General features: G+C 35.5%; 9 protein-coding genes. 6 read left to right on the top strand and 3 right to left on the bottom strand.

Annotated elements, in window-relative coordinates; all coding sequences use genetic code 11:
• Nucleotides 1-9: 9 nt before the first annotated feature.
• Nucleotides 10-7,542: an Ig-like domain-containing protein gene (locus Q0845_RS17025; protein ID WP_298515759.1), complete on the top strand. Its 7,533-nt coding sequence runs from the start codon at nt 10-12 to the stop codon at nt 7,540-7,542.
• A 95-nt stretch (nt 7,543-7,637) separates the two neighbouring features.
• Nucleotides 7,638-8,438 carry a hypothetical protein gene (locus Q0845_RS17020; protein ID WP_298515756.1) on the top strand — a complete coding sequence of 267 codons (801 nt, stop codon included), beginning with the start codon at nt 7,638-7,640 and terminating at the stop codon, nt 8,436-8,438.
• 79 nt (nt 8,439-8,517) lie between these two features.
• Here the strand turns inward: Q0845_RS17020 and Q0845_RS17015 are convergent, their stop codons facing one another.
• A complete protein-coding gene (locus tag Q0845_RS17015) occupies nt 8,518-10,275 on the bottom strand; it encodes a M56 family metallopeptidase (RefSeq protein ID WP_298515753.1) in 1,758 nt (585 codons plus the stop codon).
• On the bottom strand, nt 10,275-10,634 hold the full coding sequence (locus Q0845_RS17010; protein ID WP_298515750.1) for a BlaI/MecI/CopY family transcriptional regulator: 360 nt from the start codon (nt 10,632-10,634) through the stop codon (nt 10,275-10,277). Before Q0845_RS17010 ends, Q0845_RS17015 begins: the two co-directional genes overlap by 1 nt.
• A gap of 304 nt (nt 10,635-10,938) precedes the next feature.
• Here Q0845_RS17010 and Q0845_RS17005 point away from each other — a divergent pair, with 304 nt between their 5' ends.
• From Q0845_RS17005 to Q0845_RS16995, 3 genes are all read left to right on the top strand, one after another.
• The gene (locus Q0845_RS17005) at nt 10,939-12,174 is read left to right on the top strand and encodes an alpha/beta hydrolase-fold protein (protein WP_298515747.1); all 1,236 of its coding nucleotides are present in this window, start codon (nt 10,939-10,941) and stop codon (nt 12,172-12,174) included.
• Between the two features lie 132 nt (nt 12,175-12,306).
• A complete protein-coding gene (locus Q0845_RS17000) occupies nt 12,307-13,254 on the top strand; it encodes a calcium/sodium antiporter (protein WP_298515745.1) in 948 nt (315 codons plus the stop codon).
• 447 nt (nt 13,255-13,701) lie between these two features.
• Nucleotides 13,702-13,866 carry a hypothetical protein gene (locus Q0845_RS16995; protein WP_298515743.1) on the top strand — a complete coding sequence of 55 codons (165 nt, stop codon included), beginning with the start codon at nt 13,702-13,704 and terminating at the stop codon, nt 13,864-13,866.
• Between the two features lie 63 nt (nt 13,867-13,929).
• On the opposite strand, the gene Q0845_RS16990 is transcribed toward Q0845_RS16995, so the two are convergent.
• Entirely contained in the window at nt 13,930-14,949 is a 1,020-nt protein-coding gene (locus tag Q0845_RS16990) for a glutamine synthetase beta-grasp domain-containing protein (RefSeq protein WP_298515741.1), read from the bottom strand.
• A 189-nt stretch (nt 14,950-15,138) separates the two neighbouring features.
• On the opposite strand from Q0845_RS16990, the gene Q0845_RS16985 reads away from it, so the two are divergent.
• Nucleotides 15,139-17,322 (top strand): glutamine synthetase III, encoded by a 2,184-nt coding sequence (locus Q0845_RS16985; RefSeq protein ID WP_298515739.1) that lies wholly within the window; start codon nt 15,139-15,141, stop codon nt 17,320-17,322.
• Nucleotides 17,323-17,400: the final 78 nt, after the last annotated feature.

The following is a 17,400-nucleotide window of genomic DNA, read 5'->3' as shown; positions in this document are numbered from 1 at the left end:
AATAATAAGATGGCATTAAGTAATGACTTTTTTATAAAGAAAATCAAAGTAAACAATAGCTATGCTAGTGTGAGCTTCATAGGAGAAGTCGATGGATTTTTCTACTGGGGCACGAGATCATCTGTAAGTACAAATAATTTAACGCTTATAAAAACCAATAGTAACTTAGAACTCATCTCTGTAAAAACATATGCAAACGGAGAAATAAGTTATGGATTTCTAAAAAGTATTGTACGAACAGCAAATGGAGATCGATTGATAGCAGGATTTTATCATAATATCAATGCAGAGCAAAGCGATAAATATTGCATCATAAAATTAGATGATGATGACAATATGATATGGTTCAAAACATACGAACACGAACCTAATTTATACGATTCATACAAAGTTGAACTCAAACCAAATGGCCCAAACTATTTGGTTTGGGCCAACAACCTGTTCTTTACCGTAAATGACAACGGAAACGTGCTTAAGAGTGTAGTAGAAACCTCTTCAAGAAGCGTGCAAGATGTAGTTACAGACGGTAGTGGACAAGCAGTTGTTGTTGGAAACGGAAGTACGTTTCCTGGTGGAAGACGTGGCGTTGTATCCTTAGCAAAACTAAACGGAGATTTGGTGGCTACCGAAAATGTAGAATACTCTACAGCATTTGTGCCGTCAGGACCGTATGGAGTTGGAACTGCAGCATTTGAAAACACTGGAACATTATTAAGTTCAGGAAATATTGGAGATAGAATTTTCTTCTTGTCTTTCCCGTACAGTAGCGCATTTCCACAAGCAACAAGCGCCATGTGGTTTGATGACGATGCTAATTACAGTTCGCAACTATTCAATATTGATGATGGATATTACCGTCTAAATATTGATAGAACAACGACACCAAGTTCAACAATTGTACAAAAATTTGGCTTCAATAGAGCGATGCAATGGTCAAAAACAATTGACCAAATGAATTTGCATCCAGAAACTTTTTATGCATTGAATGATGCATTAATGTTTATTCCTTTTGGAGTTGGATACGACAATGATGTGTGGGACAATAGATCGGTTATAAAAGCAGATACAGAATTAGATGAAAATACCTGTATTCGTGTAAATCGTAATAGCAATATTACACTGACAAAAGAAAGTTTAATTCGTGAAACTGGAAGTTTTGCATTTGAAACTGTAGCACTCGGACAACAATCGTATGAAGCTACAGAAGTTACAAATACAAACAATGAAGTTACCGAATTGTGTATGGCAACGCCTGAACCAGATTTGGAAAACAGTATGATTATGGCGAATCCTACCGCAATTCCAGCGGACGGAAACAGTACGTCAACAATCACGGTGCAACTCAAAGATGCAGATGGAAATAACATCACTACAGGAGGAGCAATTGTAGATATTACAACCACAGCAGGAACCATTACTGCTCCGGTTGATAACAATGATGGAACGTATACGTCTATTTTACAATCCACAAGTGTGGAAGAAATTGCATTGACAAGTTTTACGCTTAATGGAGCACAAAGTTCACAAATTGCACCTGTAGAATTCTATATCTCGAGTGATTGTTATTTTACAAGTTCATTCAGAAGCAATGGTGCATTTGATGGGAATAGTTCTGTGTGCAAACTCGGAAGCAATCGTATTCTAACAGTTGGCGGAAACGGAAACGGCGGCGTTGTTACATTACTAACAGATAATGGCGATATCGTATGGCGTAAGCATTTAGTGCTTGTGGAAAGAAGCTTAGGATTATCATCTGTAGCAGCATGTCCAGATGGACAAAGTGCCATTGTAATTGGACATTACGCAACAGGACAAACTAACAGAGTACATTTAGTAGTTTTCAGAATTGACATCACAGGAACTATTGTGTGGTCTAAATTGTTATACTCTCCAAATACCAGATTCAGTACAGGAATTAAAGCTCTTGAATACAGTAATGGTTCACAAAAATACCTGATTACTGCTTGGTTCAATCAAGCTGGTTTACAGGACGATATGGAGTTGTATAAGCTTGATGAAAACGGAAACATGATCAGTTCCAGAAAAGTAACAGGTGTTTCTGACGAGCAAATTATGGGCGTAGTAACGACACCTTTCGGATTTACGATTTTAGGTTCTGCGACAACGCCTGCTAGTCAAACTGTTCGACATGGAATTGTACTGTCTTTCAATGATAACTTAGGACTCAATTGGGGAAAACGTTTAGGAAATGGAAGTTTTCTTTACACTACTGGAGCTTTGTCAACATCTACAACGTCAGATAGTTATGTTGTTGCTGGTCTTTATGATAATACAAACAAACTATTCATCAGTAACTTTAACAATGCACTAAACTCGTATACTGTTAAAACTACAAATCTTGGTGCTACAACAGATAAACTGAGTACGTCGATACGATTGGTAGATGGTCCAAGCAATACTTTTTATTGTATTGCAAATTACAATACGGATCGCGCAGCAGAAGTTATCAAGTTTGACGATCAGTTGAATGAATTGTGGAGAAAAAAGCTAGACTTTGCAAGTAAAAATAGCATCAGTCAGTTACTAAATGACGCAAACCAACAATTATATGTAGTTGGAGGAATTGTGGGAACGAATTCGGCATATTTAGCGAAAACGAATTTAGAATTACAAAACTGTATCTCTGAAAATGTTGCAACGACTCCGTATGCACAAGATACGTTCACCACAGCCGATTTTACGCCTACTCTTGGTGACTTACAACATACATTTCAAAACACTTCTATCAATGTAGCAGATTTAGCTGCTGAACGTAATGATTACTGTAGTGAAAATTGTAACACAACCTCAATTCCACCAAGTGAACATACGGCAATTCAGTCACCTAATTTCTACTTGCAAGCTGCCGGATCAACAGGGAACGATGGTAGTGCGCAAGGAATTCATACACGTTGGGTTTTTTCAGGAGCTATAGGAGAAAAGCACTTGCCAAAAGGAAACTATGCAACAAACACGAACAACTTCAACAAAGAAGATGACTTTGTACGTGTGTATAGAACAGCTTATAATAAAGTAACAAAAACGATTGACTTTTCAGTGACGCCAAACATTGTAGATGATGCCAATGGTTTATGGATTTATAACATCGAAGGGAAAGATTTCCATGTATATTTTAGAAATCAAGTAAAATATACGCAAGTTCGTTCAGTCATCAATCCAGCTACGAATTCACTAGGATTCATGCAAAACTATGGCAGCGAATTGGTGGAAATAGAAAGCAAACGACACTTATTTTTTGCAGTAGAAGCAACAGTAAGTTCGTCAGCTTCCAACAGTTCCTTACAAACGGAAACGCTTTCGGTATCTACAAACACGTTGATTGCACTGAAAAAAGCAACCAACAGAAAAACGTTTGCTAGTACAGCCTTGCAAAATGTACGATTGTTATGCGAAAATGGACGTTCATTCAGAAGTATCGGAACAAACACATACTTGACAGAAGTTCGTGTAGAATTGTACGGTGACTTTATTGAAAATGCCAATGAAAGTGAAGCTTGGACGCCAATGGGAAGTTATGCGTTGACACTTGATGACAATGTTGCATTACAACAATTAGAACCATCGACAAACTTGGTAAATGGAAACTGGCCAAGATTTAATGATGATGCTACCGTAAATATTGCCAACTATGTGGACAAATGGAATGTAGTGGAAGCAGATGTACATGATAGAAACTTAAAACAAGTTGTTGAAAAATACATCAATTTAAGTGATGATATCAACAATCCAAAAGCTATTGAAGAAATTCCTGTAGATGAAAACATTGTTGTAGAAGGGGAAGATGATATCATGGAAATTTCAAATCTCGACATGCTAAATATTGCGTCATATGACTATCACATGGCACGTATGTTAGGATTAGGATTCTTAGATACAGCATCACAATTACAACAAGGTGAGTTTGTATACATTGCAGAATATGTAACCTTTGGAGACTTAGAAGACGGACAAGGCGCTCGCGAAGTACAACACTTAAGTATGAGTTTGCCAACAGCTACTTCTGACGAACGTTTGCCTTTGCCAATTTCATTAGAAGAAGTAGTTCCAGGAGCATTTTTTGGAACAGAAACAAGCGAACCTTCAAGCATTACAGATGTGGATGGATATACGCACGATGGTAAAAAACGCTATGTAACATTATACGCAGAGCAAATTCCAGACGATGTATACAATCCAACATTCTATGCAGAAAGTACGGAGTTTGAATCAAAGGAATACACCATTCCAATCTACGCAGGATTAGAGTACAGAAAGCAACGTGAAGGTCAGCCAGATCCTAATGTTTGGGAGAAACCAGAAATTTCACATGACAAGCGTTACTTACACTTAGATACAACGGTTTCAAATGCATCCGAACGTTATGAGGCGTTTCCAATTACATTGCCAGAAGTTGGACAGCCAATTTTTGTTCACAAGCAAATTATCAGCGGAACGCATTATTATGGTTCATACGGAATTAACTGGTTCTCTAGAGCGACAGACAGTCCTACGGAAGTGTCTATTGTAACAGCATTACAACCAACAAATCCGTTATTGCCGCCGTCAAACATTCAGCCGCATCTCATTCAGAAAGAGCAACCATTATTGTTGACTTCAGCAGAAGAGCAAGCGCGTTATGATGCCATTACGGATACTGATAAAACCTTGGCAAGAATCTCGTTCGATTACCATTCGTATCAAGAATTGATTGACTATTCTGTGTCAGCAGATTCAGCCATTACAGATGCACAATTGGTAAGTGATACAACGTCTATTTTTGACGATGCCGATGAAATCTTTGCAGAAGATATTGACATCTTTTTCAGAAATGAAATGCCAAACAATATCTCAGGGCAAGTAACCAATGTTGAAGATGATCCTACTAATAATTTGGTTTCTATCGTTACGGTTGATGAATACTATTTATCAAGTGTTGATCAAACATTAACACCAAACATTCCAAATGGTTTAGAGTCAAATTATCATGGAGGTGTTTTCATTATTGGTGAACAACAACACATTATTCATGAAGTAATTCAAACTACTGGTTTCCCACAATTTAAAGTATATAAAAAGGAAATTAGTGATGCATTGGTAGATGATATTCCAGCACCAGATGCAGATGAATTACAAGCAATTCAAATTACAAATGATGGTATTTTCATGGCGATTGAAAACATGCAAACGCCAGCAAGTTGGGGAACGCCAAATCCACAACCATTAGAAGTACAAGTAGGCGATAATTGGCCAATTCATCGTGAAGTTGTCATGATACAAGGTGATGATGGCGAATTGGAACGTCACTTAGAAAAAACACGTGGAATTTGGTCAGATCCAACAAACAATCATACCACAATTACTAAAGTAGATGAAGTTCTTGATGTAGATGCAAATGGTGATCCGATTATGGGACACAACGGAATGTACAATATTACGTTCCATGGCATTGTACTCGATCAGCATGCGCAATACAGTACCAACAGTGATTCTGTAGAATGGTACCGAGGAATTGTACGTGTACATACACAAGACTATCCAGATGGGAAGCGTAAAGTATTGAAAGTGGCAAAAATTCTCAACATTGTCAATCCAGGCGATACAGGAACTCCAAGCGATGTACAAGTACTAGCTTTTGATCCTTTATTCTCTGTCGATCCTGACTATAATTCAATTCAATTTGGAACAAATGTTTCGGTAAACTTCTATCCAGGATACAAAGTGTACTTATATAAAAATCAAACCTATGGTTTAACGGCTGCAAATCTGTTACCTGGCGATGATGAAGAAGTACGCAATTCAATTATTGGTTTACGAAGTCATGATACTGACAATCCGTATTATTCGAATATCAGTATTCCGAAAATCATGTTTGCACAAAAAATTGTGGAAGCAATGCAACCAGAACAACCAAGTGGTGCTAAATATGCGACACGACCAGATTTCTTTGGACGTTCTACATATACAATCACGACGGAATACCAGCACAAACCGCATGGTGTATTGTTCTATAGAGCTAATGACGAAGCAATTTTAAATGCATTGTATGAGAAAGAAACGGTTCGTGAAATCAGGGAAGAGCTCAAAATTCTGGGGGGAAATAATGAGCAATATTTCGCAAATCGTTGGGAGAATTTCTTAGACTTTACAACGTTGCAAGCAGAAGGCGATTATAGATATTATCCGCCAGTAGATGTATCACCAGACCATTACAAATTTCCAAATCCTAATAAGGTAGCATTATTTGAATGGGCAAATAGCATCATTGACCGAATTAATGATAATACGGCATTTCCGCCACCGCAACCTGTAACAAGATTTGTAGATGATCCGCTAGCATCAAATACAGATGTTGGAAACATTGCAGTAGGAGATCCACGATTAATAGGCTTTGTAAAAGGAGTTATTTTCAATGCATTTGTACCGCTGACAAAAGTGCCAGTAGTATATGCATACATTAATGGTCCAGATCACAAGCCGGTCAATAAAAAGCAAGTGTTGCGTGATGAAAATGGTAGTGTATTAATGCCTACCGATCCAGCATTTGAAATGGCGCCAATGATGAAAACCACAAGTACAAGTCCGCACACAACTCAATTTACAGACTTTAACTTGGATGGAACATCAAATAACATCTATTTCTATGCAGCGCGTGAATTAAGTTCGCAAATGAAGCTAGGGGAATTTAGTACCGCATTAGGACCAATTAAATTGGTAACCTCAAATGCACCAGAAGCTCCAGAAGTGAAACGAATCATGCCAGTATTAGAAAATGTTATTACAGGAACGCCGTCACAAATTCAATTGGAAATCAATGCGTATCCAGAAATTCAAGACATCAAAAAAGTGAATATTTACAGAGCGTTTAACAAATTAGATGCACAATCTATTCGTACAATGACGCTAGTAGATTCAGTAGATGTCGATGCTGCAGGATTGCAAGGAAATGAGTTATGGAAAGTATATGATGATTTCGCTGACTTGGATGAAGTTCCGTACGGTGACGGATTATTCTACCGATTGACAGTGTCAAGACAGATAGAATACTCGGAAGCTGATTACGGTACCAATTCGCCACAAGTAGTCACAGATTACGCTCCATCACAAGCTTCAAAAATTGTAGCAAGTATGATGGTAGAAGTGGCAAATCCGCCAGCACCAACATTGAAATACATTGCGGAGCCAATTGCAACAAATGGAGATATTGATCAAATAGCATTGCAGTGGGAAAAAACATGTTACAAAGGAACCTATCACTTGTACAAAATGAATGCACAAGGAAACTGGGTGAAAATTCATGAAGTAACCACCAATGAATCAGAAATTTTCGTCTTACTTGAAGATACTACATTACAAAATCATAGTCTCTCAACACAAGACGCCAATGGAAAGATTGTATATCACCATTTCAAAGTTGTGGCACAAAACACATCTGGAATGCAAAGTACGGAAGAAAACATATTAACAATACCAAACGAAGACAATTGGATTGACATCGGAGGTATTGGAGATATGGTCATCGGAACCACATTTACAACAAGATAACACATCTTAGAACTCGCTTAAGCCGGAACTGCTTGAACAAAAAAGTGAAAGTTTAAGCGAGTTTAAAAAAATAATACACATAAAAAAATTAGATCATGGCAGAAAAAAATAGAACAGAGCTAAAATCATATTTTGAAACAGGAGATCGTCCAACACAAGATGAATTTGGAGATCTTATTGACAGCGCAGTCAATAAAGGGCAAGACAAAGCAAATTTAACGGAAGCATTAACTACAAACGATACAAAGTATATTACGCCAAAAACGGCAAATCATATCGTAGATACTTCAGTGCCAAATGCCACAATTTCCACCAGAGGAAAAGTAGAATTGGCAACCTTGGCAGAAGTAACTACAGGAACAGATGCGAGTAGAGTAGTAACACCACAAGGCGCAAAGCGTGCCGCAGAAATCCATGCGCCTGTAACGAGCGTAAATGGACAAACTGGAGCAATTACGCTTGATGTTAATGACGGAACAACAGTAGGAAGTGTGCGAAATGGGATTGTGAAGTATTTTACAACATCGAACTCAACCTTACCTATTTTCCACTTAAAATTGCCATATAGAGTAGATACAGATAATAAAATGTTTCACTTAAAAGCAACAGGATATTCGTATGGTTCGTCAGATATTATTGATGTAACTTGGGTTGGATATTGTTATACAAACGGATCAGGACTGAACAGATTGCGAAATACAAAAACAGGTATTTTAAATTCTACAGGAGTTACTGCAGGACAGTATATTGGTTCGGACGATCATATTTATTTATGGTTTAAAACACCTTCAACTTACTTTACAACTTTTAGAGTAGACAGCATGCGTGTTGGTAATGGAACCTTACTGGAAGAAGGCGATGTTGAAATGATTATGAGCTTGGATGCTACATTATAGTATTTAGCGCAGATATTTAATAAAAAAAGCAGTTGTGATTTCACAACTGCTTTTCTGTTTAGTGGAAAAATATAAATGATTACTTTTTCTTTTTAGTCTCAATAATGATAACTCCATTTTTTCCTTTCTTTCCATACTTTTCTTTTGCCGATTTTCCTTTCAATACGGACATTGTAGCAATGTTGTCAGCATCTAACTTTGTGAATTTCTTATACGACATTTCTTTTCCGTCCACAATAATTAGCGGCTTCTCTTTGCTGTTAGAATTATTGAAAACGATTTTACTGCCTTGATTCTTAACAATTTTCACCTCTACTTCTTCCTCATCGTCGTCGTTATCGTCATCGTCGTCTGAAGAATACGCATAAATATAGGTGCCTCCATTTCCATCACCTTTTTTAATTTCAACTTCTTCTTCAATAATTTCATCTGGCGAAACTTCTTTCCCATTAATGATTATGATATCTTTTCCATCTTTCTTTCTAATGTTGATGGTTTTTACATCGTCTTTCTGAATCCAAGTCTTTGTAGTTCCGTCTTTAGAGTTTGTAAATTTAGAACGTACTATAACTTTCTTTCCATCATGATCATGATCTTCATCGTGGTCTTTATGAATTTCATAAGTAAACGCATTGCTGTGACCTATATGTTTGTCTGAACTGATAATAAGCGTACCATCTTTTTTTCCGACTTTAATTGTTGGAATTGGCTTTTCTTCACTAGTTTCAAATGTTGCACTAGCTTCAGCACCAGCTTTATCTTTTAAATCAATTTTGATAGCTACAATTTCATTTTTACTATTGAATTTTTTAATGTCATAACGCATAGTAATGTCATAGCTTTTCAACATCTTTTGAATCGCTTTAATTTCTTTAACCGTAGTATTTTTATCAATAGTTACGAGTACATCACCATAAGTGTTTTCAATAAAAGTATTCTCTGTATTTGTAGCTTTAGAAGCACTCACTTCTTTTGCAATTACTTCTGTGTTGAACATAAATACAAAAGCGATAAGCATTGGTATGATAAATGCCTGTTTCCAACGATTTATCTGTGTAGATTGTGTTTTTTGTAACATAACGATTCGTTTTTTGATTAATGAATTATAAAAATTGTTTGTAAGCGCAGGACAAAATGTATTGCCAGACACTTTTAATAAGGTTAATTGATATTCTTTTTTAGAAGGCGTTTGCTTAATGGCAGCGCTGTCTGCTAAAAACTCTAAATTTTGTAGCATGAATTTTTTGTGTAACCATGCAAAAGGATTGAACCAAAAGAAAATACAGTACAATTTCGATACAAAAACATCGATAGAGTGTAACTGACGACTATGTGCTTGCTCATGCTTTAAAATAGCTTCTAACTCTGTACTTGAGTACAATTCAGGATTGTATACGATATAATTAAAGAATGAAAAAGGAGAGATGGAAATATTGGTTTCTATATAAATATAATGTCTGTCTCTTTTGGCAAAAGTCGATTTCCAAAGCAATCGGAACAATGAAAAAAGCTCCAATAAAAACTTACAAAAGAAGAAAACAACACCAGCTACATAGGTGTAAAATAAAATACCTGTCCAGGAAATACCAGAATCTACTATTGGTGTGTCTCCAGTTGCATCAATAAAAGTACCAGAAAGTCCATCGGCAATCGCAGGAATTTCAATATATCGTGTGATGACTAAGAAAGGTAAAGTCAACGAAATCAGCATTCCAATCAACAAGAAAAAACGATTTTCTCGAAAAAAAGTTTCGCTGCGCAGCACCAAAAAGTATACGCCTAAAAATAGCAATAAAACGCCGGTGCTTTTCAAAAAATACATAACTAACTCGTCCATTATTGTTCTTTTTCTATCAGGTTAATAATCTCTTTCAAATCCTCAACGCTAATCTTTTCCTCTTTAGCAAAAAAGGAAACCACGTTTTTATAAGAATCATTAAAATAATGCTGAATTGCAGAAGCCATATACTTTGTTCGATACGCTTCTTTTGTAACAATAGGGAAATATTGATGTGTGTTTCCGTATGCTTGATGACCTACATATCCTTTTTCTTCTAAATTTCTAACAATGGTAGATAAAGTATTGTAATGCGGTTTTTTAGTTTTAATCTCTGCCATGACATCTTTTACAAAAGCTTTTTCGAGCTTCCATATAATGTGCATGATTTCTTCTTCTTTATTTGTCAATTTTTGCATAATAGAATTCAAATTGATGTGATACAAAATTAATTTCAATACAAATATAAACTAAAAAAACAGTTATGCAACTATAAAAATAGTTAAGTAACGAATTTTATAGTTTATTTAACAATGTGAATCATGTAAAAAACAAACAATATTACTGAAGAAAATAAGTGTTACACTGTTATATAACGTTATCTTAGGCGTATTAGAAAGATGAAAAATTAAGTAGCTATTTTATAAAACATTCCTAAATTGTAGGAACAAATACAGAATTTACTTTTTGTCAGAAGTCAATACCATTATAAGATAGGTGAACATGAAAAAAATATATATCATCTTTGTTTTATGCTGCTTTTTCAACAATGTCTGCGGACAGCATAACGAGTCTATTGTTATTGGAAAAACAGACAGCATATATTCCAAAGTATTAAATGAAACTAGAGAAATATGGATTCATGTGCCAGATGGTATTTATGACGGTAGCTTGCAAAAGAAAAAATATCCAGTACTTTATTTATTAGATGGAAACTCTCATTTTCATGCTGTAGTGGGAATGATCAACCAATTAAGTCCAACAAACGGAGATGCTATTTGTCCCAAAATGATCATCGTTGGAATTTTAAATACGAATAGAACAAGAGATTTGACACCTACAAAGCCAACAGAAAAACAGTCAAATGTAAGTCGTGATAAAATGGAGAATTCGGGTGGAGGCAAAGCATTTATGTCATTTATTGAAACAGAGTTAATTCCGTACATAGATTCAAAATATAAAACAGAATCCTATCGGATGTTTATTGGACATTCACTTGGCGGATTAACCGTGATGAACACATTCATACACAAACCTGAATTATTTAATGCTTATGTTGCCATTGATCCTTCTATGTGGTGGAACAATAAAAATCTACTGCGCAAAATTAAGCAAACAAAGTTTGATGAAAAATATAGCAACACATCACTATTTTTGGCAATCGCCAATACTATGAGCAAAGAAATGGATACGATCAAAGTAAAAAAAGACACTACGGATGCTACCCAACATATTAGAGCTATTTTAGAATTAAATGCTGTGCTAAATAAAGATACTTTGCATAATGTATCGTATAAAGGAAAATACTATAAAGATGATTCGCACAGTTCTATACCGCTCATTGCAACCTATGATGCCTTGCGCCATATATTTGGTTTCTACAGAATGCATATTACCAAGCGAGACTTAATGAATCCGAAAAACGATGTTTTAGGTGAGATAAAAAAATATTACCAACGACTATCCAAAGAATTTAAAAGAGACATAAAACCGAAACAATACTATATTGAAGATTTGGCATATCAGCTTATCGAAATGAAACAATTCAAAAAAGCCGAAGCATTTTTAAAACTAAATGTAGCAAATTATCCAGAAGATTTTTATGTGTATAGTTCGCTCGCAGATTTTTATATAGAAATAGGAAACAAAGAAAAAGCGATTGAAAATTTTAAAAAATCAAATGCTGTCCATAAAAATTCCTATGCAACGGAACAATTGCAAAAAATAGAAAAACAATAAAATAAAATCCTGTAGCATTTAATCAGGAATCTGGAAGAAGAGATAATTTTTTCATTCTTCATTTTCTTCTAACTCAGGAATAGATGTTACACATGTAAAAGGAAATAGTATCTTCGCAAAAAATATTTTTTAATGGAAAACATATTGTATGTCCTTGGAGGTTTAGTGCTATTGGTTTTAGGAGGAGAATTTCTTGTCAGAGCATCAGTAGGACTGTCTTTTAAATTGAACATATCTAAAATGGTGATTGGACTTACCGTGGTATCTTTTGCTACGTCTGCACCCGAATTATTAGTAAGTATCAACGCTGCTATAAACGATTCGCCAGCAATTGCCATCAACAATGTCATTGGTTCAAATATTGCCAATATTGGTTTGGTTTTAGGAATTACCGCAATCATTGGTCCCATGGCGGTCAACAATACCTTCTATAAACTTACCTGGCCTGCATTGATGTTATTTTCATTAATTATCTATTACTTTCTGTGGACAGATAGTTTACTAGCGCGATGGGAAGGAATTTTACTGCTCATAGCTCTCATAGTATTTTTAGTAATATTACTTCGTTCGGCGCAAAAAAATAAAGATGATATTGATGTAGAAGAAGTAGACGATGCAGCAGCGACCATTTCTTATGGTAAAATTTTTCTGTGGTTAGCCATTGGTGGAGCAGCATTATATTTTGGTTCAGAATTTTTAGTAGATGGCGCCAAAGCGGTTGCACAAAACATGGGTGTAAGTGAAGGTGTTATTTCCATTACCATGATTGCTATTGGAACCAGTGTGCCAGAATTAGCAGCTTCTATCATAGCAGCAATAAAGAAAGAAAAAGCCATCTCTTTAGGAAACTTAATAGGTTCTAACATCTTTAATATTGCTTCTGTATTAGGAATTACATCTGTCATTACAGAAATTCCTGTGATAGAACCCCAAATATTAGCAAGAGACATTTTTTGGATGCTTGGTTTTGCTTTTATTCTCTATCCGTTTGCGTATGTTCCTAGAAAATTTGGAATCGATCGTTACGAAGGTGTTTTACTATTTATTGGCTATATAGTCTTTATTTACTTGGTTTTTTAAGCAAGAAAACGATTGTTTTTTGTAGTAACCTTTTATGAAAGCTCATTTACTTTAGTATGAATACTCTCTTTTATGAGGCTTCTTAGTTATATGTCTAACTAAAAAATTTCATTAATGAAGAAAAAAATCTTAAATCATTCCACCTTAATAAAAGGTCAATCTCAAATTTAAAAACTACAGAATTAACCAAAGGAGGAGCACTTCCACCAAGTAATAGATTATGTAGTGATACCTGTCCAACTAAAGGAAGATGTCTCAATAGTTATTGTGTACGGTGCGATCTTACGAGTGCGTGTTCTAAATGGTGCTCAAAATTTTGCGATTAAAAAATAGAAGCCCAATATTGCATACTTTGAAGCGAACTTCGGTTCGCTTTTTTTATGATGTATTGGGTAATGAATTTTTGTTTTTGCCCCATATAGATATAAAACATAAAATTTATATATAATGAAAAAACGAAATCTAAGTATCTTAAAACTCCACAAAAAAGTAATCTCAAACGTAAATTTTAAAAATGTAAATGGAGGAATTAACGGAAAGCCATATAGTAAAAGTCCTGACCCAAAAACGGTAGACAAACATGCGTGTATCCTAGAAGATTACCACTCATAAGAACATAAAACAAAAAAAGAGCTTACAAAACGTAAGCTCTTTTTATATATTTTAAAATCCAAACTAACTAATATCAGCAGATTTTACAGTCTTAATAATTCTTCCAGCAATCTTATAAGGATCACCATTAGAAGCTGGTCTTCTATCTTCTAACCAACCTTTCCATCCTTTTTCTACTGTAATAATAGGAATACGGATAGAAGCTCCACGGTCAGAAATACCATAGCTAAAGTCATTGATAGAAGCTGTTTCGTGATCTCCTGTCAAACGTTGGTCGTTAAACTCACCGTATACAGCAATATGCTCTTTTACCACAGGTCTAAATGCTTCACAGATTTTTTCATATACTTCTTGACTTCCACAAGTTCTCAACGTAGTGTTAGAGAAGTTTGCGTGCATACCAGAACCATTCCAGTCCATATCTTTTCCTAATGGCTTAGGGTGATATTCAATATAGTATCCGTACTTTTCTGTTAAACGATCTAATAAATAACGTGCAACCCAAATTTCGTCTCCAGCTTTCTTAGCACCTTTTGCAAACAATTGAAATTCCCATTGTCCAGAAGCAACCTCTTGGTTAATTCCTTCAAAATTCAATCCAGCATCAATACATAAATCAGCATGCTCTTCTACTAAATCTCTTCCGTGTGTGTTTTTTCCACCAACAGAACAGTAGTACATACCTTGTGGAGCAGGATAACCACCAATAGGGAAACCTAAAGGCAATTGAGTTTTTGTATCCATAATGAAATACTCTTGCTCAAATCCAAACCAGAAATCGTTGTCTTCATCTTCAATCGTTGCTCTACCGTTAGATACGTGTGGCGTACCATCAGCATTTAAAACTTCTGTCATTACTAAATATCCATCTCTTCTTGCAGGATCAGGATAAATAGCTACAGGCTTTAATAAACAATCTGAAGATCCACCTTCTGCTTGTCTTGTAGATGAACCATCGAAAGACCAAATTGGACAATCTTCTAATTTTCCACTAAAATCTTCTTCGACTTTAGTCTTACTTCTCATATTTTGCGTTGGAAAATATCCATCCAACCAGATGTACTCTAATTTAGATTTGCTCATAGTAATTGAAATTCACATTAATAAATTCGAAGGCAAATATAATTGAAATTTGAAAACAACCTATCAAAAAGCAAGGTTAAGTTTATGTAAATTATTAAATACTTATTAACAGCCCCTATTTTTTTAGGGGTAAATAAAATTTGATATAAAAAATGCGTCAAAATTGATATATTTGTAAAAAAATAAGATATGTCTACACTCAGATTTGATGCTTTAAAGGAAACATTAAACAGAAAACCTGTTGAAATTCAAGAAAAAGGACGTCGTTCAGAAATATTTGGACAAAATGTTTTTAACGAACATGCCATGTTGCAACATCTCACGAAAGGTGCGTATCAAAGTGTCATGAATGCTATTGAGTTTGGAACTAAAATCGATAGAAAGATTGCCGATCACATTTCTACAGGAATGAAAGAATGGGCCATTAGTAAAGGAGCGACACATTATACACATTGGTTTCAACCTTTAACAGGTGCCACTGCAGAAAAACATGATGCCTTTTTTGAAACGATCGGAAGTGGTCGTGCCATGGAAAAATTTGGAGGTGGACAATTGGTACAGCAAGAACCTGATGCATCAAGTTTTCCTAATGGAGGAATTCGAAATACATTTGAAGCACGTGGATATACCGCTTGGGATCCAACATCGCCTGCTTTTATATATGGTACAACTTTGTGTATTCCCACAGTATTTGTAGCGTATACCGGAGAAGCATTGGACAACAAAGCCCCTTTATTACGAGCTTTGCAAGCAGTAGACCAAGCTGCCACAGCAGTTTGTAAATATTTTGATAAGAATGTATCTAAAGTAAATGCTTCGTTAGGTTGGGAGCAAGAATATTTCTTAATTGATGCGGCTTTGGCGGCAGCTAGACCCGATATTACCCTTACGGGAAGAACCTTATTAGGACATTCTCCTGCAAAGGGACAACAATTAGATGATCATTATTTTGGATCTATTCCGAATAGAGTCATGAATTTTATGCGCGATTTGGAAAACGAATGCATGTTACTTGGAATTCCCGTAAAAACACGTCATAATGAAGTCGCACCAAATCAATTCGAATTAGCGCCTATTTTCGAAGAAGCCAATTTAGCGGTAGATCACAATTCCTTATTAATGGATGTGATGGAAAAAGTATCGCAACGTCATCAATTCAAAGTGCTATTTCACGAAAAACCATTTGCAGGCATCAATGGTTCTGGAAAACATAACAACTGGTCTTTGGCAACCAATACAGGCGTTAACTTATTGAGTCCGGGGAAAACACCAATGAAAAATTTACAATTCCTCACGTTTTTTGTAAACACCATCAAAGCAGTTCATAATAATGAAGAATTGATTAGAGCGTCGATTGCAAGTGCCAGTAATGATCATCGTTTAGGAGCCAATGAAGCACCGCCAGCCATTATTTCGGTATTTATAGGTTCGCAATTATCGGCAGTATTGGATGAATTGGAAAATGTAACGAAAGGGAAATTATCGCCACAAGAAAAAACAGACTTAAAACTCAATATAGTTGGTAAAATTCCAGAGATTTTATTAGACAATACAGATAGAAACAGAACATCACCATTTGCTTTCACAGGAAATAAATTTGAATTACGCGCTGTAGGTTCGTGGTCAAACTGTGCAGGTCCAATGACCGTATTAAATACTATTATCGCGAAGCAATTAAAAGATTTTAAAGTTGAGGTAGATGCGTTGGTAGATGAAAAAGGATTAAAGAAAGATGAAGCCGTTTTTAATATTTTACGAGAATATATAAAAGACTCCAAGAAGATACGTTTTGAAGGTAACGGTTATGGAGAAGCTTGGGAAAAAGAAGCAGCCAAACGCGGTTTAAGCAACAACAAAACTACGCCTGAAGCTTTGAAAGCACAAGTTTCTAAAAAAGTAGTTGACTTGTATGAAGAAATGAACGTGATGAGCAAGGTAGAAGTAGAAGCACGTCATGAAATAGAATTAGAAGAATATATTTTACGCATTCAAATAGAAAGTAGAGTGTTGGGAGATATTGCCCGTAATCATGTGATTCCGACTGCAATTGGCTATCAAAATACCTTGATTGAAAATGTAAGCGGACTGAAAGAGATTTTCGGAAAAGACTTTAAAAAACTAGCTGCGGAACAAATTGATTTGATAGAGAAAATTTCGGGACATATTGCAGGAATCAATTCCAAAGTAAATGAAATGATTGAAGAGCGTAAAAAAGCAAACAAACTCAGCGGACAAAAAGCTGCGGAATCTTATTGCAATAAAGTAAAACCATATTTTGAAGAAATTCGTTATCACTGTGATAAATTAGAATTGCTAGTGGATGACAATGTGTGGCCACTGGTTAAATATAGAGAGTTGTTGTTTACGAGATAGATTTGTTAGACTTCTTAGATTTTTAGATACGGCTTTGCCTGTTAGACGCGCTTTGCTTTTAGAATTTTAGACACGCTG

This window comes from uncultured Kordia sp. (assembly GCF_947489565.1).
Taxonomy (GTDB): domain Bacteria; phylum Bacteroidota; class Bacteroidia; order Flavobacteriales; family Flavobacteriaceae; genus Kordia.
Note: the sequence above shows the minus strand (reverse complement) of the source record. Positions and strands in the feature narration are given on the sequence as shown.

Coding starts and splice junctions, on each gene's coding strand:
- Q0845_RS17010 (WP_298515750.1), bottom strand. CDS start 10,634: ATGCAAAAATTGACAAATAAAGAAGAAGAAATCATGCACATTATATGG.
- Q0845_RS17020 (WP_298515756.1), top strand. CDS start 7,638: ATGGCAGAAAAAAATAGAACAGAGCTAAAATCATATTTTGAAACAGGA.
- Q0845_RS17025 (WP_298515759.1), top strand. CDS start 10: ATGGCATTAAGTAATGACTTTTTTATAAAGAAAATCAAAGTAAACAAT.
- Q0845_RS17015 (WP_298515753.1), bottom strand. CDS start 10,275: ATGGACGAGTTAGTTATGTATTTTTTGAAAAGCACCGGCGTTTTATTG.
- Q0845_RS17000 (WP_298515745.1), top strand. CDS start 12,307: ATGGAAAACATATTGTATGTCCTTGGAGGTTTAGTGCTATTGGTTTTA.
- Q0845_RS16985 (WP_298515739.1), top strand. CDS start 15,139: ATGTCTACACTCAGATTTGATGCTTTAAAGGAAACATTAAACAGAAAA.
- Q0845_RS16995 (WP_298515743.1), top strand. CDS start 13,702: ATGAAAAAACGAAATCTAAGTATCTTAAAACTCCACAAAAAAGTAATC.
- Q0845_RS17005 (WP_298515747.1), top strand. CDS start 10,939: ATGAAAAAAATATATATCATCTTTGTTTTATGCTGCTTTTTCAACAAT.
- Q0845_RS16990 (WP_298515741.1), bottom strand. CDS start 14,949: ATGAGCAAATCTAAATTAGAGTACATCTGGTTGGATGGATATTTTCCA.